The 17,704-nt window shown below is 72.2% G+C and carries 17 protein-coding genes; 8 read left to right on the top strand and 9 right to left on the bottom strand.

The features are described from left to right. Positions 1-70: 70 nt before the first annotated feature. Complete coding sequence (locus tag VE614_RS20815; protein WP_324939077.1) at positions 71-1,318, bottom strand: L,D-transpeptidase; 1,248 nt, start codon at positions 1,316-1,318, stop codon at positions 71-73. A gap of 224 nt (positions 1,319-1,542) precedes the next feature. Continuing rightward, the gene (locus VE614_RS20820) at positions 1,543-1,920 is read right to left on the bottom strand and encodes a hypothetical protein (protein WP_324939080.1); all 378 of its coding nucleotides are present in this window, start codon (positions 1,918-1,920) and stop codon (positions 1,543-1,545) included. Positions 1,921-2,029: 109 nt separating this feature from the next. Here VE614_RS20820 and VE614_RS20825 point away from each other — a divergent pair, with 109 nt between their 5' ends. Beyond that, positions 2,030-2,371 carry a hypothetical protein gene (locus VE614_RS20825; RefSeq protein WP_324939084.1) on the top strand — a complete coding sequence of 114 codons (342 nt, stop codon included), beginning with the start codon at positions 2,030-2,032 and terminating at the stop codon, positions 2,369-2,371. 56 nt (positions 2,372-2,427) lie between these two features. Then, positions 2,428-3,219 carry a hypothetical protein gene (locus tag VE614_RS20830; protein WP_324939087.1) on the top strand — a complete coding sequence of 264 codons (792 nt, stop codon included), beginning with the start codon at positions 2,428-2,430 and terminating at the stop codon, positions 3,217-3,219. A gap of 83 nt (positions 3,220-3,302) precedes the next feature. On the opposite strand, the gene hutH is transcribed toward VE614_RS20830, so the two are convergent. The 3 genes from hutH to VE614_RS20845 form a co-directional block, all read right to left on the bottom strand. Further along, positions 3,303-4,841 (bottom strand): histidine ammonia-lyase, encoded by a 1,539-nt coding sequence (gene hutH, locus VE614_RS20835; protein WP_324939560.1) that lies wholly within the window; start codon positions 4,839-4,841, stop codon positions 3,303-3,305. 68 nt (positions 4,842-4,909) lie between these two features. Then, complete coding sequence (locus tag VE614_RS20840; protein WP_324939090.1) at positions 4,910-6,055, bottom strand: GGDEF domain-containing protein; 1,146 nt, start codon at positions 6,053-6,055, stop codon at positions 4,910-4,912. 546 nt (positions 6,056-6,601) lie between these two features. Beyond that, positions 6,602-7,402, bottom strand: a complete 801-nt coding sequence (locus VE614_RS20845) for an enoyl-CoA hydratase/isomerase family protein (protein WP_324939563.1) — start codon at positions 7,400-7,402, stop codon at positions 6,602-6,604. 402 nt (positions 7,403-7,804) lie between these two features. Between VE614_RS20845 and VE614_RS20850 the strand changes: the two genes are divergently transcribed. Beyond that, positions 7,805-8,455, top strand: coding sequence for a hypothetical protein (locus VE614_RS20850; RefSeq protein ID WP_324939093.1), 651 nt, complete (start codon positions 7,805-7,807; stop codon positions 8,453-8,455). 31 nt (positions 8,456-8,486) lie between these two features. Here VE614_RS20850 and VE614_RS20855 read toward each other — a convergent pair whose 3' ends face one another. Together VE614_RS20855 and VE614_RS20860 are read right to left on the bottom strand one after the other, a co-directional pair. Then, entirely contained in the window at positions 8,487-9,605 is a 1,119-nt protein-coding gene (locus VE614_RS20855) for an adenylate/guanylate cyclase domain-containing protein (protein WP_324939096.1), read from the bottom strand. Positions 9,606-10,036: 431 nt separating this feature from the next. Next, positions 10,037-10,897 (bottom strand): biotin--[acetyl-CoA-carboxylase] ligase, encoded by an 861-nt coding sequence (locus VE614_RS20860; protein WP_324939099.1) that lies wholly within the window; start codon positions 10,895-10,897, stop codon positions 10,037-10,039. Between the two features lie 110 nt (positions 10,898-11,007). On the opposite strand from VE614_RS20860, the gene VE614_RS20865 reads away from it, so the two are divergent. Together VE614_RS20865 and VE614_RS20870 are read left to right on the top strand one after the other, a co-directional pair. Continuing rightward, positions 11,008-12,603 carry an acyl-CoA carboxylase subunit beta gene (locus tag VE614_RS20865; protein WP_324939102.1) on the top strand — a complete coding sequence of 532 codons (1,596 nt, stop codon included), beginning with the start codon at positions 11,008-11,010 and terminating at the stop codon, positions 12,601-12,603. Positions 12,604-12,626: 23 nt separating this feature from the next. Beyond that, positions 12,627-12,836 (top strand): acyl-CoA carboxylase epsilon subunit, encoded by a 210-nt coding sequence (locus VE614_RS20870; protein ID WP_324939105.1) that lies wholly within the window; start codon positions 12,627-12,629, stop codon positions 12,834-12,836. Between the two features lie 13 nt (positions 12,837-12,849). Here VE614_RS20870 and VE614_RS20875 read toward each other — a convergent pair whose 3' ends face one another. Continuing rightward, a complete protein-coding gene (locus VE614_RS20875) occupies positions 12,850-13,983 on the bottom strand; it encodes an SGNH/GDSL hydrolase family protein (protein WP_324939108.1) in 1,134 nt (377 codons plus the stop codon). Positions 13,984-14,136: 153 nt separating this feature from the next. Between VE614_RS20875 and mmpB the strand changes: the two genes are divergently transcribed. Both mmpB and VE614_RS20885 read left to right on the top strand, forming a co-directional pair. After that, positions 14,137-14,265: a morphogenic membrane protein MmpB gene (gene mmpB, locus VE614_RS20880; RefSeq protein ID WP_086171428.1), complete on the top strand. Its 129-nt coding sequence runs from the start codon at positions 14,137-14,139 to the stop codon at positions 14,263-14,265. 39 nt (positions 14,266-14,304) lie between these two features. Continuing rightward, positions 14,305-14,913, top strand: coding sequence for a nucleoside triphosphate pyrophosphatase (locus VE614_RS20885; RefSeq protein ID WP_324939111.1), 609 nt, complete (start codon positions 14,305-14,307; stop codon positions 14,911-14,913). Positions 14,914-14,988: 75 nt separating this feature from the next. Here VE614_RS20885 and VE614_RS20890 read toward each other — a convergent pair whose 3' ends face one another. Continuing rightward, on the bottom strand, positions 14,989-15,462 hold the full coding sequence (locus tag VE614_RS20890) for a hypothetical protein (protein ID WP_324939115.1): 474 nt from the start codon (positions 15,460-15,462) through the stop codon (positions 14,989-14,991). Between the two features lie 375 nt (positions 15,463-15,837). On the opposite strand from VE614_RS20890, the gene VE614_RS20895 reads away from it, so the two are divergent. Beyond that, complete coding sequence (locus VE614_RS20895; protein WP_324939118.1) at positions 15,838-17,610, top strand: acetyl/propionyl/methylcrotonyl-CoA carboxylase subunit alpha; 1,773 nt, start codon at positions 15,838-15,840, stop codon at positions 17,608-17,610. Positions 17,611-17,704: the final 94 nt, after the last annotated feature.

Consider the following 17,704-nt stretch of genomic DNA (forward strand, 5'->3'; position numbering starts at 1 on the left):
CGGCCGGACATACGCGGATGCCGCCTCCCCGGGAGGGGAGGCGGCATCTTCGGCCGAGGTTGAGCCCGCGTCAGATCGCGGAGCCCGCCTTCCACTGCGCCCAGTCCATGTTCCAGCCGTTGAGGCCGTTGTCCGGGGCGATCGTCTTGTCGCCGGTGTTCTTCACGACGACGACGTCACCGACGATCGAGTTGTTGAAGAACCAGGCGCCCGGCGTGTTCGGGTCGTCGGCGCCCTTGGTGTCGGACAGGCCCACGCAGCCGTGGCTGGTGTTCGCGCTGCCGAAGATGGACTTCGCGCCCCAGTAGTTGCCGTGGATGAAGGTGCCGGACGTGGACAGGCGCATGGCGTGCGGCACGTCCTTGATGTCGTACTCGCCCTTGCCGTCGTCGTCGGTGAAGCCGACCGTGGCGCCGTTCATCCGGGTCTCCTTGAACTTCTCGGAGATCACCATCTGGCCCTCGTACGTCTTGTTGTCGGGCGAGCCGGCGGAGATCGGGATGGTCCTGATGACCTTCCCGTCCTGCATGACCTGCATCTGCTTGGTCTCGGCGTCGACGACGGAGACCTGGTTGCGGCCGATGGTGAAGGAGACCGTCTTCTGCTGGACGCCGTAGACGCCCTCGGCACCCTCGACGCCGTCGAGCGAAAGCTTCAGGGTGACCTTGGAGCCCTCCTGCCAGTACTCCTCCGGACGGCAGTCCATGCGGTTGGCGTTGAACCAGTGGCAGGCGACCTCCTGGCCGCTGCTGGAGGAGACGGTGATGCCCTTCTGGACGTCCGCCTTGTTGGTGATCGCCTTGTCGAAGTTGATCGACACGGGCATGCCCACGCCGACCGTGGAGCCGTCCTCCGGAGTGAAGGAGCCTATGAAGCTGTTGTCCGGGGAGACCGTGGTGAAGGAGGCGTTCTCGTGGGCCTCGCGGCCGTCGGCATCCGTCGCGGTCACCGCGATCTTGTAGGTGGTGGCGCGCTCCAGCTGGGCGCTCGGCTTCCAGCTGGCCTTGTCCGCCGATATCTCACCGGCGACGGCGGTGCCGTCCGCGGTGGTCATCTTCACCTCGGTGAGGGTGCCCTTGCTCACCGTGACGGCTGCCGAGTTGTTGATGGAGGCATTGTTCGAGCCGTCCGCAGGCGTGATCTTGATCTGGGCCTCGGAGGTCTTCTGCGCCGCCGCCTCGTCGACCTTGGCCTGCGAGGCGTCGTTGCCCTCGTTCCCGGAAGCCTCCTCGCCGCCGGAACAGGCCGAGAGCACCAGCACACCGCCGAGCAGTGCGGACGCGACCGTGAGGCCCTTGCGCCGCTTACTGTTCGTCATCACACGCTTCTCCATCGTTGCCGATTCCCCAAAAACCCCGAGAGTCCCCGTTAAGAGGTTTCAACGCTACGACCGGTTCGTCCCGTTCCACATTCCTCGTATGTGTGGGGCACACCACGTCCGCCGCCGGGCGGAACAGTGCGGGTGTCGGTCAGTGCGCCCCTTGAGACGAGAAAACCCCGGGGCGCGGTTGCCGCCCCGGGGCACTATTTTCCCCGCCGCGCTCAGCCGCCCGACACCCGGCCGCCGTTCTCGCCGTCGCCCTCGTCGTCGTATGCGTCGTCCTCGTCGACATCATCCTCGTCGAGGTCCCAGTCCGGCGAATCCGGGTCGTACTCCACGTGCTCGCTGCTCCAGGAGGCCTGCTGCAGTTCGACCCCCGGCACCTCGCCGACCAGGTCGAACGGGTCGACGAGATGGGCCAGGGCCTCCGCGGTGTCCTCCGTCACAGCGCTCTCGGCGTGTACCCGTTCCGCGGCCGGCATATCCGGCTCGCCGGCAAGCCGGCGCAGCGCGGCCTTGGTGACCGCGTCCTCGTCCGTCACTTCGAGGACGAGTTCCACTCGAAGCCGTACAAAACGTGATGTCTCTGCAGTGCTCATGACGCGAGCGTACGGCCCGGGGCGCCCGTGACTTTCCCGTGACCCGCGCCTTTCACTAACATCGCCCCACACGGCCAATTCGCCAGCGCCACAAGGGGATCGATATTCCGTGTCATCCGCTCGCCGTCCGTTGCTGACCGCCGCCGCCGCGGGCACCCTGCTGGGCGCCCTGTGGTTCGTCCCCTCCGCGAACGCGACGGCGGACGCCCCGGCCAGACAGCAGGCTTCGACCCCGCAGCTCTCGCACGTCATCCAGACGACGCAGGCCAGGGCGGCCTCCGCGGCCTCCGCGGCCACCACCGCCTCGCTGAGCACGTCCGGGAGCGAGACCCGGCTCGCCGACACCGGCAGCTTCGACAGCACCCCGTACGTCGTCGGCGGCACGCTCTGCCTGACCCTGGGCGCCGGATTCGTGGTGTATTCGGTGCGCAGAGAGCGCCTTGGGCTGTAAGTGACCTTTATTGATCCGGCTTGACGCGTTCTCGGCGCGGCCTTCATAGTCCGCTCATGAAGAGATCATCGGGCGCGCGGCTGGGCGCCGTGGCTGCTGTGAGCGTGCTGTCGCTCGCCCTCGTCACGGGCTGTTCGGAGAGCGGGTCGGACGGGGAGAAGGATTCCGGCTCGCAGGACAAGGCCTCTGCCGCGAAGGCGCTGAGCGCCGCGGAGCTGCAGAAGCTCATCGTCGCCAAGGGCGACGTGGACGGGTTCACGTTCAGCGCCGTCGACAAGACGGAGTTCCCGGCCGACAAGAAGGCCATCACGGGCGACGAGAAGTGCAAGCCGCTCACGTACGTGATGAGCGGTCTGGCCCCGGGCGACGCCGCGGCCGAGACGAACACCATGGCGACGGAGGAGAAGTCGCCGACCGACACCGCCTCCAAGTCCCTGGAGGACCTGACGGAGGGTGAGTTCGAGGACGCCTTCGGCGACTCGATGAACATCAACGTCACCGTCGTCGGACTCTCCTCGTACGACGCCGACGGCGCCGAGAAGACGTTCAAGTCGGTCACCGACGCCGTCGCGGCCTGCGCGGGCGGCTTCACCGCCGGATCGGGCGGCGAGGAGCAGAAGATCACCAAGGTGACCGAGAAGAAGGCCTCGGGCACGGGTGACGAGTCGGTCGCGTTCACCCTGACCGGCGACATGGAAGGCCAGGAGGGCAAGATCCAGGGCGAGGTCGTGCGGCACGGCAACAACGTCGCCACCTACTACACGATGAACATCGGCGCGCTGATGTCCGGCAAGGACTACGACATTCCGGCGGCGCTCATCGACGCCCAGGCGGGCAAGCTCAAGTAACCCGGTCACCGCGAAGGGCCCCGTCCGGTGTGCGGACGGGGCCCTTCGCCGTGCGGGGCCGCGCGCCGCAGGGCGCGCGGGCCCTACCGCAGTGGTCCGGTGACCGACTCCACCGCCGCGACCAGCCGGCCGTCGCGCACGAACGCGTCCGCCGCAGCGAGGTCCGGGGCGAGGAAGCGGTCGGGGCCGGGGCCCTCGACGCCGGCCGCGCGGATCGCGTCCAGGACCGCCCGGGTCGCCGGGGCGGGGGTCAGGCCCTCGCGCAGCTCGACGGCGCGGGTGGCCGCGTACAGCTCGACGGCGATGACGCGGGTGAGGTTGTCCACCGCCGTGCGCAGCTTGCGCGCCGCCGACCAGCCCATGGAGACGTGGTCCTCCTGCATCGCGGAGGACGGGATGGAGTCCGCCGACGCCGGTACGGCCAGCCGCTTCAGCTCGCTGACCAGCGCCGCCTGGGTGTACTGGGCGATCATCAGGCCGCTGTCCACGCCCGCGTCGTCGGCGAGGAACGGCGGCAGGCCGTGGCTGCGGTTCTTGTCCAGCAGCCGGTCGGTGCGGCGCTCGGCGATGGAGGCGAGGTCGGCGGCGGCGATGGCCAGGAAGTCCAGGACATAGGCGACCGGGGCGCCGTGGAAATTGCCGTTGGACTCCACCCGGCCGTCGGGCAGGACGACGGGGTTGTCGACGGCCGAGGCCAGTTCGCGTTCGGCGACCAGGCGGGCGTGGGCCATGGTGTCCCGGCCCGCGCCGGCGACCTGCGGGGCGCAGCGCACCGAGTAGGCGTCCTGGACGCGGGGCGCGTCGTCCTGATGGTGGCCGGTGAGGTCGGAGCCCTGGAGGACGGCGAGCATGTTGGCGGCGGCGTCGCCCTGGCCCGGGTGCGGGCGGATGGCGTGCAGCTCGGGCGCGAGGACCTTCTCGGTGCCGAGCAGGGCTTCGAGGCTGAGGGCGGCGGTGACGTCGGCGGACTTGTAGAGGGTGTCCAGATCGGCCAGGGCCATGATCAGCATGCCGAGCATGCCGTCGGTGCCGTTGAGGAGGGCGAGGCCCTCCTTCTCCCGCAGCTCGACGGGGGCGATGCCGTGCTCGGCGAGCAGCTCGCCCGCGGGACGGACGGTGCCGTCCGGGCCCTCGGCGTCGCCCTCGCCCATCAGCGTGAGGGCGCAGTGCGAGAGCGGGGCCAGGTCGCCGGAGCAGCCCAGCGAGCCGTACTCGTGCACCACCGGGGTGATCCCGGCGTTGAGGACGTCCGCCATGGTCTGCGCGACGTCGGGCCGCACGCCGGTGTGCCCGGAGCAGACGGTCTTCAGCCGCAGGAACATCAGGGCCCGGACGACCTCCCGCTCCACGCGCGGGCCCATGCCGGCGGCGTGCGAGCGGACGATGTTGCGCTGGAGCTGGGTGCGCAGCTCCTGGCCGATGTGCCGGGTCGCGAGGGCGCCGAAGCCGGTGGAGACGCCGTAGACGGGGTCCGGCTTGGCCGCCAGCGCGTCCACGATCTCGCGGGCGGCGGTGAGGGCGGCCACCGCCTCGTCGGAGAGCTCGACGCGGGCGCCGCCGCGGGCCACGGCGAGGACGTCGGACGCGGTGACGCCGGACGTCCCCACCACCACAGTGTGCATATCCATATTCAGGAGCGTACGCAGTGAATTCGAAAATGTCACCAGTGGGGGTGGGGTTCACCCCTTACTCACACCCCGCGCCCCCGGAACCGCCGCCGCTCGGGGCTCCCCTCACGGGACGGGGCATCGGCCAGACGCACGACCGGATCGTCCGGGCCCTCCTGGCCCGCGACCACCGGCTTGGCCGCGCGCACGGCCTTCGCCCGGTACTGGGCGGCGTCCGCCAGCCGGAACAGCCGGCGGGCCGAGCGGACCGGGCCGATCGGCTCCGCGGTGGAGGCGACTCCGCAGGCGACCCCCTCGCCCAGCTCCAGCTCCGCGGCCCGGCGGCACAGCTCGTCGGCCACCTTCACCACGTCCTCGGCGGGCGGCCCCACCACGAGCAGGCAGAACTCGTCCCCGCCGAGCCGGGCGGCGAGGGCCCCCGGCAGCATCGCCCCGCACAGCGACAGCACCGACCCGAACCGCTCCAGCAGACGGTCCCCGACGGCGTGCCCGAGCGTGTCGTTGACCCGCTTGAGCCCGTTCAGATCGCAGACGACGAGACTGACGACCACTCCTTCCCTGCGGTGCCGTTCCACCGCCTCGTCCAGGCGCATGTCGACGGCGCGGCGGTTCGCGAGACCGGTGAGGGAGTCGGTGAAGGCGAGCCTGCGCGCCTCCTCGAGCCGCTCCGTCTGCGCGATGCCCGCCGCCACCACGGCGGCCAGCACGGTCGCGAAGTCCGCGTCGTCCCGGCCGAACACCGGCGCCCCGGCCGGCCGGGCCACATACAGCTCTCCCCAGGCCCGCCCATGCAGCACGATCGGCGCGACGACACACGATCCCCGCCCGCGACGGCGCAGGGCCGAGACCCGCTCGTGCACGAACCCGGCACGGCCCTCCGTCGGCCCGTCGGCGGTCTCCACCCAGGCGTCCGGCTCCCCGCCGGCGGCCCACTGCTCGTGCAGGAACTCGGCGATCTCGGCGAACTGGTGCACCGGATAGGCCTCGTCCTCCGGGAACTCCACCTCGTCCGGCGCACGGTCGCCGACGTTCACCAGCACTCGCAGCCGCCCCAGCTCACGCTCCCACACCGACAGCGCGGCGAAACTCCCGTCCAGCGCCCGGCACGCCCCGGCCGCCGCAGCCCGCCACGACTCGCGCGAAGTGCGCGCCGCGGCCATCCCCTGCGCCAGCGCGACCACGTCCGCGAGCCGGTTGTCCTCACCCATTGCTCCAGGCTAGGAGGTTTCAGGGGATGTGGGACGTTGATGCGGCGCATGGAGTGATCACGGTGACGCGCGGGGCCACCGTCGGCGGGGGCGGGCTCGGGCCACGGCCGGCCGGGTGGAGCGGGTCGACATCGGCAAGGGGACGGATCTCGCGCCGCTGTCGGTGGAGCGCTCGCCATCGGCGGGGACGGATCGGACCACTGTCAGCGGAGCGGGTCGCCATCGGCGGGAACGGGATCGGGCCGCCGTCGGCGGAGGCGGGCTCGGGCCGCCGTCGGCGGAGGCGGGCTCGGACCGCCGGTGGAGGGTGGCACCGGTGGGGGGACGGGACCACGCGAGGGCGCACGGCGAGGGCTCCTCGGTGCCGGGGACGGGCGCCGCCGTGCGCCCCCACCGGCAGGAGGAGCGGTACCGGCAGGCAGGCGGCACGACGCCCCCAGGAGCCGCGGTGGCGCGGGAACGGGGGATGCGGCACCGCGAGCCCCACCTCTACGCGAGACGGCGTGACGCGGGATCGATCCCGTAGGACGTGAGAGGGCGTACTCCTCACTCCCCCGGCCACTCCGGCTTCCGCTTCTCGTTGAACGCCGCCACCCCCTCCGCCCGGTCGCCGGAGAACGCCACCGAGCGCCAGGCCGCGTCCTCGACCTCCAGACCGGCCGGGAGGTCCAGGCCGTGGCCGAGTCGCAGGGCGCGTTTGGCCGCGCGCAGGCCGACCGGGGAGTTGGCGGCGATCCGCGAAGCCAGCGACAGCGCCTCCTCCCGGTCTCCGCCCTCGTCCACCAGGACGTCGACCAGCCCCAGCTCCCGAGCCTCGGGCGCCTCCACCCGGCGGGCAGTGAAGATCAGCTCGGCGGCGCGGGCCGCCCCCACCCGGCGGGGCAGCAACTGAGTCCCCCCGCCGCCGGGGATCACGCCCACGGACACCTCCGGCAGCCCCACCACCGCCGTACGGTCCGCCACGATCACATCGCAGGACAGGGCCAGCTCGAAACCGCCGCCCAGGGCGAATCCGTGCACCGCCGCGATCGTCGGCATCGGCAGTTCCAGCACGCCGGTGTACGCCCCGCGCGTGACCGGGCGCTGGCGGACCAGGTCCGCGTCGGTGAAGGAGTTCCGCTCCTTCAGGTCCGCGCCGACGCAGAACGCCCGCTCGTGCGTCGACGTCAGGACGACCACCCGGACGTCCCGGTCCGCGGCGAGCGCCGCGCACGCCCCGGCGACGGACCGCGCCATCTCGGTCGACACCGCGTTCATCGCCTTGGGCCGGTCGAGTGCCAGCTCCGCGACATGCCCGCGCTCATACCGCCGCACCAGCACGAACTCCCCGAACCGCTCCTCGCTCACAACGCCCTCGCTCACGACACCCTCCGGTTAACGCGGGTTAACTTCCACTCCCACGATCATCCCAGCCCCTACCCGCCGGGAAAAGAGCCGGCCTCCCTGATCCACCCCCGATCCCACCCCGAGCCACCCCGGACCCGCAGACCCCGCAACCCCCGGGGCCCGCATCTCCCGGGCACCGCATCCATCGGGCCTGCATCCCCCCAGGGTCGGGATCTCCCAACCCCGCACCCATCCCCTCACCACGGCCGACACCTCGTTCGAGTGACATCCGCTCGACTCCCGCCCCCGCGCCCCGGGGAGCGCATAGCGTGCTCCGCCACGGCGCACCGGGGGCGCACGCAGCGGGGAGGGATCGATCGCATGACGAGCGGAACGAAGACCGACACGACTCACAAACCTCATATGAGCCACATACGCCACAATCAGCACAAGGGTCACCCCACGGCCCGCCCGGCCCGCGGCCGGCACCGTCGTCCCCGCCCCCGCAAGCTGCTGCTCACCGCGGGTGGGCTCGCGGTGGCCGCCGCGGTGCTGAGCCTCGTACGGCTGTCGGCCGAGCCGGGCGACGTCGACGGCCTCGGTCCCGTACGGACCGGCCCCAGCCAGGATGCGGCCACGACCGGCGACACCGGGGACAGGGCGGCGAACACGGCCGCGTCCCTCACCGCCGCACCGGAGGACCGCCCGTCGGCGCCGTCCGCGCAGGGCGGGGCGGCGGCCCCCACGGGGACCACCGGCACTTCCGGGACTTCCGGCACTTCCGGGACTACGGTGCACGTCCCCACCGCGACCGATTCCCCCACGGACACCGGCATCGCCGCCCCCGACGCCACGACCATCCCGCGCACCCCGAATCCACCCTCGGGCCCCGGGACCACCGCGGCGCCGCCGGCACCCGCCGGCAGCCCCGCCCCGCGGCCCAAGCCGAAGCCGGCCCCGACCCCCGCGCCGACCACCGGCACCCCGGCCCCCGAACGCCCGGACGAGCCCGGCTTCTGCATCCCGGTCGTCGGCCTCTGCGTGGACCCGCTGAACGAGGACCGGGACCGGTAACCACCCTGAGCGGCGGCCGGCCGGAACGGCGCTACGCCGTGACGTCCCTCCGCGTGAGCAGCCACGGCTCCACCACGCCCAGCCCACGGACCGGCCGCTGCCACATGGGCTGGAGCGCGAAGCGGTACGCCGGCGGCTGCTCGCCCTCCTTCTCCGCGGCGGCCGCGGCCTCGGCCGCCTCCGCCTCCGAGGCGGGCGCCTCGCCGGTGCGGATCAGCTCCTCGGCGAAGGCGCTGTCGACGAGCACGGCGTCCCGGGGCGCTATCGACGTCAGCCGGGAGGCCAGGTTCACCGTCGTACCGAAGACATCGCCCATACGGGTGGTGACCGTGCCGAAGGCGATGCCGACGCGCAGTTCCGGCATGGTCTCGTCGTTCGCCATGGTCTCGATCAGCCGCAGCGCGATCTCCGCGGCCACGCCCGCGTCGTCGGCGGCGTACAGCACCTCGTCGCCGAGCGTCTTGATGAGCCGGCCGCCGCGCGCGGCGACCAGGTCGGCGGCCGTGGTCTCGAAGGCCTCGACCAGCTCGCCCAGCTCCTCCTCCTCCAGGCGACGGGTGAGCCGGGTGAAGCCGACGAGGTCGGCGAAGCCGACGGCCAGCCGCCGGTCGACCATCTCCTCGTCGTCGGCCGCCTGGACGACCCGGCCGGTCGCGGCGGCGAGCTGGCGCCGCCAGACGTAGACCAGGAACTCCTCCAGCTCGGGCAGGAGCAGTTCCACCAGGGGATACGTGACCTCGGTGCGGGTCATGCCGGGCTCGGGCGGCTCGGTCAGGCCCTCCAGGAAGGAGTCGATCTGCCACTCGGCCAGGCGGGCGGTGGTCTGGCCCGTGGAGCGGGCCACCTGCACCGCCATCGCCTCGCTCAGCAGCCCCGCCTCGACGAGGCCGGCCAGGCGGCGCAGGGCGAGGACGTCCGCCTCGGTGAGCGCCTTGGCCTGTCCGATGTCGGCGAAGCCCATCGCCCGCCAGAAGCGGGACGCCAGCTCCATGGAGACGCCGGCGCTGCGGGCCGCCTGAAAGGGGGTGTAGCGGCGCTCGGCGCCGAGGATGAGCTGTTCGAGACGGAGTGCGAGAGGGTCCTCGCCGGGGTCGGTGCCGTCGGGCGCTGGGTTACGACCCATGCCGGAGCCCGTGTCGTCGACGGTCACGCCTGTTGCCCTTCCGATCTGCCACGGTCAGGTTTCGACCGGCCTCAACTCTACGGCAGATGTGCGCCAGCTCACTCCGTTGGGTTGGGCGGGGCGGGGCGGGGGTGGCAGGGGCCGGCATATGCCGGTGCGCGTCGTGGGCTGGTCGCGCCCGCGTGGGCTGGTCGCGCCCGCGCGGCGGAGCGCGTCTCGACCCGTCCCCGCGCCCCCGGCGGGTGACCGCCTGCGCGGCACAGAACCGCCAGATCCCTGCCAGATGCCGAGTACCGCCGCCGATGGCCGGCCGCGCAGCTCCCCGCGCCCCTGCGGACCACTGCCACCCACCCACGCCCTGCCATGGTGCGGCACCTCGCCGGTGGCCGGTCGCGCTCGCGCGGCGGAGCCGCACAGCGACCACCCGCGCACCCCTGAGGGCGCCTCTGCGCGTCCTCTCACGCCGGGCGCAGATGGACGATGTCTCCCGCGCCCACGGGCTCCTGCACGCCCTCCTTCGTGGCGATGACGAGTCGCCCGTCCCCGTCGACCGCCACGGCCTCGCCGACCACGGACCGGTCTCCGGGCAGTTCGGCGCGGACGACGCGCCCCAGCGTCGCGCAGCCCGCCGCGTAGGTGTCCTGGAGGCCGCAGGCCGCCGGGTCGCCGCCGGCCGACCGCCAGCGGCCGTACCAGTCCTCCAGGGCGCGCAGCATGCCCCGCAGCAGCGGGTCGCGGTCGGTGCCGACGGCGCCGGCCAGCGCCAGTGAGCCCGCCTGCGGGACGGGCAGCTCGTCCGCGCGGAGGGTGACGTTGATGCCGACGCCGACGACGACGCCGTCCGCTCCGGCCCGCTCGGCGAGGATGCCGCCCGCCTTGCGCTCCTCGCCGTCCACGGTCACCAGGAGGTCGTTGGGCCACTTCAGGGCCGTATCGACACCGGCCGTGCGGGCCAGCCCGGTGGCGACGGCGATGCCGGTGAGGAGGGGGAGCCAGCCCCAGCGGGCGACCGGGACCTCGGCGGGGCGCAGCAGGACGGAGAAGAAGAGGCCGGAGCGGGGCGGTGCCGTCCACTGGCGGTCGAGACGGCCCCGTCCGGACGTCTGTTCCTCGGCGACGAGGATCACCCCCTCGGGTGTTTCCCCTCCGGCGGCCCGGGCCACCAGGTCGCTGTTGGTGGAGCCGGTGCGCTGCACCACTTCCACGTCCGACCACAGACCGCCCTCCCGGACCAGGGCCCGGCGCAGTGCGGCGGCGTTGAGGGGCGGCCGGTCGAGGTCCGACCAGCGGCTGTCTCCTGAGGCATCTCGCGGCGTCATGCAAGTCACCCTAGGTGTGGGAAAGACCGCACTGCCGATCGGAAGGCCCCCCACTACTCTACGGATGAGTAACCGTCCCCCCTTTTGAGCAGGCAGGGAGCCGCATCCCGATGTCCGAGCCGGAAGAGATCGACATCCACACGACCGCGGGCAAGCTCGCGGATCTCCAGCGCCGGATCGAGGAGGCGACGCACGCCGGCTCCGCCCGCGCCGTGGAAAAGCAGCACGCCAAGGGCAAACTGACGGCCCGTGAGCGGGTCGAGCTGCTGATGGACGAGGGTTCCTTCGTCGAGCTGGACGAGTTCGCCCGGCACCGCTCCAGCAACTTCGGGCTCGACAAGAACCGCCCCTACGGCGACGGCGTGGTCACCGGCTACGGCACCGTCGACGGGCGCCCCGTCGCGGTCTTCTCGCAGGACTTCACCGTCTTCGGCGGCGCGCTGGGCGAGGTCTACGGCCAGAAGATCGTCAAGGTGATGGACTTCGCGCTGAAGACCGGCTGCCCGGTCGTCGGCATCAACGACTCCGGCGGCGCCCGTATCCAGGAGGGCGTGGCCTCCCTCGGCGCGTACGGCGAGATCTTCCGCCGCAACACGCACGCCTCCGGTGTCATCCCGCAGATCAGCCTGGTCGTGGGCCCCTGCGCGGGCGGCGCGGTCTACTCCCCGGCGATCACCGACTTCACGGTCATGGTCGATCAGACCTCGCACATGTTCATCACCGGCCCGGACGTCATCAAGACCGTCACCGGCGAGGACGTCGGCTTCGAGGAGCTGGGCGGGGCCAGGACCCACAACACGGCCTCCGGCGTCGCGCATCACATGGCGGGCGACGAGAAGGACGCGATCGAGTACGTCAAGCAGCTGCTGTCGTACCTGCCGTCGAACAACCTCAGCGAGCCCCCGGTCTTCCCCGAGGAGGCGGACCTGGAGCTGAGCGACGAGGACCGCGAGCTGGACACCGTCGTCCCGGACTCGGCGAACCAGCCGTACGACATGCACACCGTCATCGAACACGTCCTCGACGACGCCGAGTTCTTCGAGACCCAGCCGCTGTTCGCGCCGAACATCCTCACCGGCTTCGGCCGGGTCGAGGGCCGGCCGGTCGGCGTCGTCGCGAACCAGCCGATGCAGTTCGCGGGCTGCCTCGACATCGACGCGAGCGAGAAGGCCGCCCGCTTCGTGCGCACCTGCGACGCCTTCAACGTGCCCGTCCTGACCTTCGTGGACGTGCCCGGCTTCCTGCCCGGCGTCGACCAGGAGCACACCGGCATCATCCGCCGCGGCGCCAAGCTGATCTACGCGTACGCCGAGGCCACCGTCCCGCTGATCACGGTCATCACCCGCAAGGCGTTCGGCGGCGCGTACGACGTGATGGGCTCCAAGCACCTGGGCGCCGACCTCAACCTGGCCTGGCCCACCGCCCAGATCGCCGTCATGGGCGCCCAGGGCGCCGTCAACATCCTCCACCGCCGCACCCTCGCGGAGGCCGAGACGAACGGGGAGGACGTCGAGGCCACCCGCGCCCGGCTGATGCAGGAGTACGAGGACGCCCTCCTCAACCCCTACGTCGCGGCCGAGCGCGGCTACGTCGACGCGGTGATCATGCCGTCCGACACGCGCCGCCACATCGTGCGCGGTCTGCGTCAGCTGCGCACCAAGCGGGAATCCCTGCCTCCGAAGAAGCACGGCAACATCCCCCTGTAGCCCGAGGGACCCTGGGAGCGGTCATGAACATCAAGGTCGTACGGGGAAACCCGACCCCGGAGGAGCTGGCCGCCGCACTGGCGGTGGTCCGCGTCCGCGCCGCGGCGGCTGCCGCCCCGCCGCCCGGCGCGCCCGCTCCCCGGGACTCCTGGGCGGACCCGTCCCGGATCGCCGCCCGCCGGCTGCCCCAGCCGGGGCCGGTGACCTGGGCGCGCACCTACTGGCCCGGCTGAGCGCCTGGGCGCGTCACAGCACGTCCGCGACGGCTTCGGCCATCACCGCGAACCCCGCGTCGTTGGGGTGCAGGTGGTCGCCGAAGTCGTACGCCGGGCGCAGCCGGTCCGGGTCCGCCGGGTCGGCCAGGGCGCGGTTCAGGTCGGCCACCGCGTCGTACTCGCCCGAGCCGCGGATCCACTCGTTGAGTTCGTGGCTCACCTTGGCGGCGTGCTCACCCCAGTGGTCGGAGCCGCCGAACGGCAGCAGGGTCGCGCCCACCACGCGCAGGCCGCGTTCGCGCGCCTGCCGTATCAGCCGCCGGTGGCCCTCGATCAGCTCGTCCGCCTCGACCACCGGTGCCGGGTGGTAGGTCGGCTGCTCGTCGGTCTCGCTGAACCCGATGTCGTTCAGGCCGAGCAGCACGACGAGCGTGTCGAGGCCCGGGTGGTCGAGGACGTCCCGGCCCAGCCGGTGGACGGCCTTCTCGCCGTACCAGGCGGAGTCGTTGAGCAGCAGGTTCCCGCCGATCCCGGCGTTGGCGACGGGCCGTCCCGTGCGCCGTGCGAGCACGTCGGACCAGCGGCGGTCGGTGCCCGGGGTGGAGCCGAAGCCGTCGGTGATGGAGTCGCCGAACAGGGCGATCCCGTCGGTGCGGCCGGCGTCGGTCTCGACGGCGGAGAGGAAGTACCAGGATTCGGTGGTCTCCGTGAACCCGGTGCCGCCGGTGTCGGCGAGCAGGTCGCCCGCGCCGCGGTAGCTGGGGGTGAAGGCCTGCGCGTGGAAGGTCGCGGGCCCGGTCACGGCGTCCAGGTGCAGCGTGACCGTCAGCGACTCCCCTGCCGCCAGCGGCAGCTCGGCCGGGTCGCTGACGAGCTGTCCGCCTGCGGGGACGAGGGCCTGCGCCGCACCGCCGAAGGTGAGCCGCCGCAGGGAGCCCGGTTCCACGGCCGCCCCCGCCGCCGTACGGGCCACCGTGGCGCCCGCGATGCGCAGCGCCGAGGTGCCGTACGCGTTCGACAGCCGGACGCGGATCCGGTCGCCGCCCGCGGTCAGGCGCACGACCTGGCGCAGGGACTGGGCCCAGAAGCCCTCCCGCGACCAGTTCGGGGTGAACCCCTCGCTGGGCAGCTGGGGTGACGCGGTCCAGGCGGTGGTGAAAGACATGACACACCCTCCCCTTCAAATGGAACTGAAGTCCCTTTAACTAAGGGAACTGTAGCACCGTTAAGCGGGGCTGTGGAAGGGTGATCCCGTGCCGTGGAAGTTGAGTACGCGTACTCAGGCGCCACCCCCGCCCACCGCCGGACGATGGCAGACATGCTGTGGTCCGACCCCGAGAACGAGCCGCCCGAGGAACTGCGCGACATGCAGGAGAAACTGCGGCGGCTGGGCCTTCTCATGGCGGTGGCCATGGTGCTCGCGATGATCGTGCTGGGCGTGCGATGAGGCCCCGCGGGCCCTCACGTCCTTGGCTACCCTGACCGCATGACTGATCAGCCGCGCCGCCGACTCGTGCTCGCCTCCCAGTCCCCCGCCCGGCTGGGCCTGCTCCGTCAGGCCGGGCTCGACCCCGAGGTGATCGTGAGCGGCGTCGACGAGGACGCCGTCACCGCCCCCACCCCCGCCGAACTGGCCCTCGCCCTCGCCGAGGCCAAGGCCTCCGTGGTGGCCGCGAGGCCCGAGGTCATGGGCGCGATCGTGATCGGCTGCGACTCGGTGCTCGACCTGGACGGCCGGGCGCTCGGCAAGCCGGACGACGCCGAGGAGGCCACCGCCCGCTGGACATCGATGCGCGGCCGGGCCGGCACCCTCCAGACCGGCCACTGCGTCTACGACACCGCGACCGGCCGCTACGCCTCCGCCACCGCCTCCACCGTCGTCCGCTTCGGCGACCCCACCGACGAGGAGATCGCCGCCTACGTCGCCTCCGGCGAGCCCCTCCACGTCGCCGGCGCCTTCACCCTGGACGGCCGCTCGGCCCCCTTCATCGACGGCATCGACGGCGACCACGGCAATGTGATCGGCATCAGCCTGCCCCTGGTCCGCAAGCTGCTGGCCCAGCTGGGCATCAACATCACCGACCTGTGGACCTGACCGCCGACGGCCGCGCGCGGGCCCGGCGAGCGCCCGCGCGCGGCCCGGCGCTCACGCCGGCGCACGGCCGCACGCTCACGCGGGGGCGGGCCCCCCGCCGGGCACCACGTCCGTAGGCTTCGCAGGCTCCGCGCACCCCCCGGCTCCCTCCGCCTCCGCCCGCCCGTCGTACGTCATCAGCAGCAGCACGATCAGGGCGAGCACCAGCACCATGAACAGGAACGCCGGCCACCCCACCAGCCCCCACACGAACGCCCCGAGCAGCCCGTGCACCACCGCCGCGCTGATCAGCAGGACCCGCCCGAGGCCGGCCGCCGGGCGGTTCCGCAGGGCCATCAGCAGGGCGACCAGCCCGCACAGGGCGAAGTAGAGGCCGAAGACCACGCCACCGATCCTCGAGGACGTGGCCATGACGTCCGGGTCGAGCCCCGCGAGGGACATGTCCTGGCGCTCGACCACCACCCCGAGGAACCAGTTGAGCCCCGCCACGCCCAGCGCCTCGGCGAAGAGCACGACCGCCACGATCCATGCCACCGGTCTGCGCGCCACCGGTTCCACCCACCCTTCGACCGTCGGAGCGGGCAAGGCCGCTGTTACCCCGAGTACGTCCGGGACAGCGCGAACGCTACTAACGGGTAAACGTCGGGACAAGGGTTGCGCGCGGAGCAAAGATCCGTTGGGCCATTCGTAGGGACTCGACAAAGAAACAGAGTGGCCCGCAGCACCTGATGACAGAGACCTTGGCCACAGCGGAAGGCTAGGGTTTCCCGGAGGAGTCCTGCGTACCGCGGTACGACAAGGGATTTCGCGGGTCGAGCGAGCCTCGAATCACGCTCCGTGTGGGCAAGCTCACCATTGGGGACGGGTCGATGTGCCGTGTCGGCAGTCCCTAAACTCGGCTTGTTTCAAGGAGGGAGCCTCATCGTGCGCAAGGTGCTCATCGCCAACCGTGGCGAAATCGCTGTCCGCGTTGCCCGGGCCTGCCGGGATGCCGGTATCGCGAGCGTGGCCGTATACGCCGACCCGGACCGGGACGCTCTGCATGTCCGCGCCGCGGATGAGGCGTTCGCCCTGGGCGGTGACACTCCGGCCACCAGCTATCTGGACATCGAGAAGGTCCTGAAGGCGGCCAAGGAGTCCGGTGCGGACGCCATCCACCCCGGCTACGGCTTCCTCTCCGAGAACGCCGAGTTCGCCCAGGCCGTTCTCGACGCCGGGCTGATCTGGATCGGCCCGCCCCCGCAGGCCATCCGCGACCTCGGCGACAAGGTCGCCGCCCGGCACATCGCCCAGCGCGCCGGCGCGCCGCTGGTCGCCGGCACCCCCGACCCCGTGTCGGGGGCCGACGAGGTCGTGGCGTTCGCCGAGGAGCACGGCCTGCCGATCGCGATCAAGGCCGCCTTCGGTGGTGGTGGCCGCGGTCTGAAGGTCGCCCGCACTCTCGAAGAGGTCCCCGAGCTGTACGACTCGGCGGTCCGCGAGGCGGTCGCCGCCTTCGGCCGCGGCGAGTGCTTCGTCGAGCGCTACCTCGACAAGCCCCGCCACGTCGAGACCCAGTGCCTCGCCGACCAGCACGGCAACGTGGTCGTCGTCTCCACCCGCGACTGCTCCCTCCAGCGCCGCCACCAGAAGCTCGTCGAGGAGGCCCCCGCGCCGTTCCTCTCGGACGAGCAGGTCGCCGAGCTGTACCGCGCCTCCAAGGCCATCCTGAAGGAGGCCGGCTACGTCGGCGCGGGCACCGTGGAGTTCCTGGTCGGCGTGGACGGCACGATCTCCTTCCTGGAGGTCAACACCCGCCTCCAGGTCGAGCACCCCGTCACCGAAGAGGTCTCGGGCATCGACCTGGTCCGCGAGATGTTCCGGATCGCCGACGGCGAGGAGCTCGGCTACGGCGACCCCGAGCTGCGCGGTCACTCGTTCGAGTTCCGTATCAACGGCGAGGACCCCGGCCGCAACTTCCTGCCCGCCCCCGGCACCGTCACCCGGTTCGACCCGCCGTCCGGCCCGGGTGTGCGCCTGGACGCCGGTGTCGAGTCCGGCTCGGTCATCGGCCCGGCCTGGGACTCCCTGCTCGCCAAGCTGATCGTCACCGGCGCCACCCGTCAGCAGGCCCTCCAGCGGGCCGCCCGTGCCCTGGAGGAGTTCCAGGTCGAGGGCATGGCGACGGCCATCCCGTTCCACCGCGCGGTGGTGAAGGACCCGGCGTTCGCCCCCGAGCTGACCGGCTCGGCCGACCCGTTCACGGTCCACACCCGCTGGATCGAGACCGAGTTCGTCAACGACATCAAGCCGTTCACCGCCCCCGCCGACACCGAGGCGGACGAGGAAGCGGGCCGTGAGACGGTCGTCGTCGAGGTCGGCGGCAAGCGCCTGGAGGTGTCCCTGCCGTCCTCGCTCGGCATGTCGCTGGCGCGCACGGGCCTGGCGGCCGGTGCCAAGCCGAAGCGGCGCGCGGCGAAGAAGTCGGGCCCGGTGGCCTCCGGCGACACCCTCGCCTCCCCGATGCAGGGCACGATCGTCAAGATCGCCGTGGAGGAGGGCCAGGAGGTCCAGGAGGGCGACCTGGTCGTCGTCCTGGAGGCCATGAAGATGGAGCAGCCCCTCAACGCCCACAAGGCGGGCACCATCAAGGGCCTGGCCGCCGAGGTCGGCGCCTCCGTCACGTCCGGCGCCGCGATCTGCGAGATCAAGGACTGACCCGGACCGCACGAGATCCGGCTGCGCGCCCGGCGGGGACTTCCCTCGCCGGGCGCGCGGCGTCGGGCCCCGCCCGAGGCGACACCGGGGACCA

It is taken from the genome of Streptomyces sp. (genome assembly GCF_035645055.1).
Lineage (GTDB): Bacteria > Actinomycetota > Actinomycetes > Streptomycetales > Streptomycetaceae > Streptomyces.

Bases quoted from the DNA above. Each gene is read 5' to 3' on its own strand.
- hutH (WP_324939560.1), bottom strand. From the start codon at position 4,841: ATGCACACTGTGGTGGTGGGGACGTCCGGCGTCACCGCGTCCGACGTC.
- VE614_RS20860 (WP_324939099.1), bottom strand. From the start codon at position 10,897: ATGACGCCGCGAGATGCCTCAGGAGACAGCCGCTGGTCGGACCTCGAC.
- VE614_RS20870 (WP_324939105.1), top strand. From the start codon at position 12,627: ATGAACATCAAGGTCGTACGGGGAAACCCGACCCCGGAGGAGCTGGCC.
- VE614_RS20875 (WP_324939108.1), bottom strand. From the start codon at position 13,983: ATGTCTTTCACCACCGCCTGGACCGCGTCACCCCAGCTGCCCAGCGAG.
- mmpB (WP_086171428.1), top strand. From the start codon at position 14,137: ATGCTGTGGTCCGACCCCGAGAACGAGCCGCCCGAGGAACTGCGCGAC.
- VE614_RS20850 (WP_324939093.1), top strand. From the start codon at position 7,805: ATGAGCCACATACGCCACAATCAGCACAAGGGTCACCCCACGGCCCGC.
- VE614_RS20815 (WP_324939077.1), bottom strand. From the start codon at position 1,318: ATGACGAACAGTAAGCGGCGCAAGGGCCTCACGGTCGCGTCCGCACTG.
- VE614_RS20865 (WP_324939102.1), top strand. From the start codon at position 11,008: ATGTCCGAGCCGGAAGAGATCGACATCCACACGACCGCGGGCAAGCTC.
- VE614_RS20820 (WP_324939080.1), bottom strand. From the start codon at position 1,920: ATGAGCACTGCAGAGACATCACGTTTTGTACGGCTTCGAGTGGAACTC.
- VE614_RS20830 (WP_324939087.1), top strand. From the start codon at position 2,428: ATGAAGAGATCATCGGGCGCGCGGCTGGGCGCCGTGGCTGCTGTGAGC.
- VE614_RS20840 (WP_324939090.1), bottom strand. From the start codon at position 6,055: ATGGGTGAGGACAACCGGCTCGCGGACGTGGTCGCGCTGGCGCAGGGG.
- VE614_RS20885 (WP_324939111.1), top strand. From the start codon at position 14,305: ATGACTGATCAGCCGCGCCGCCGACTCGTGCTCGCCTCCCAGTCCCCC.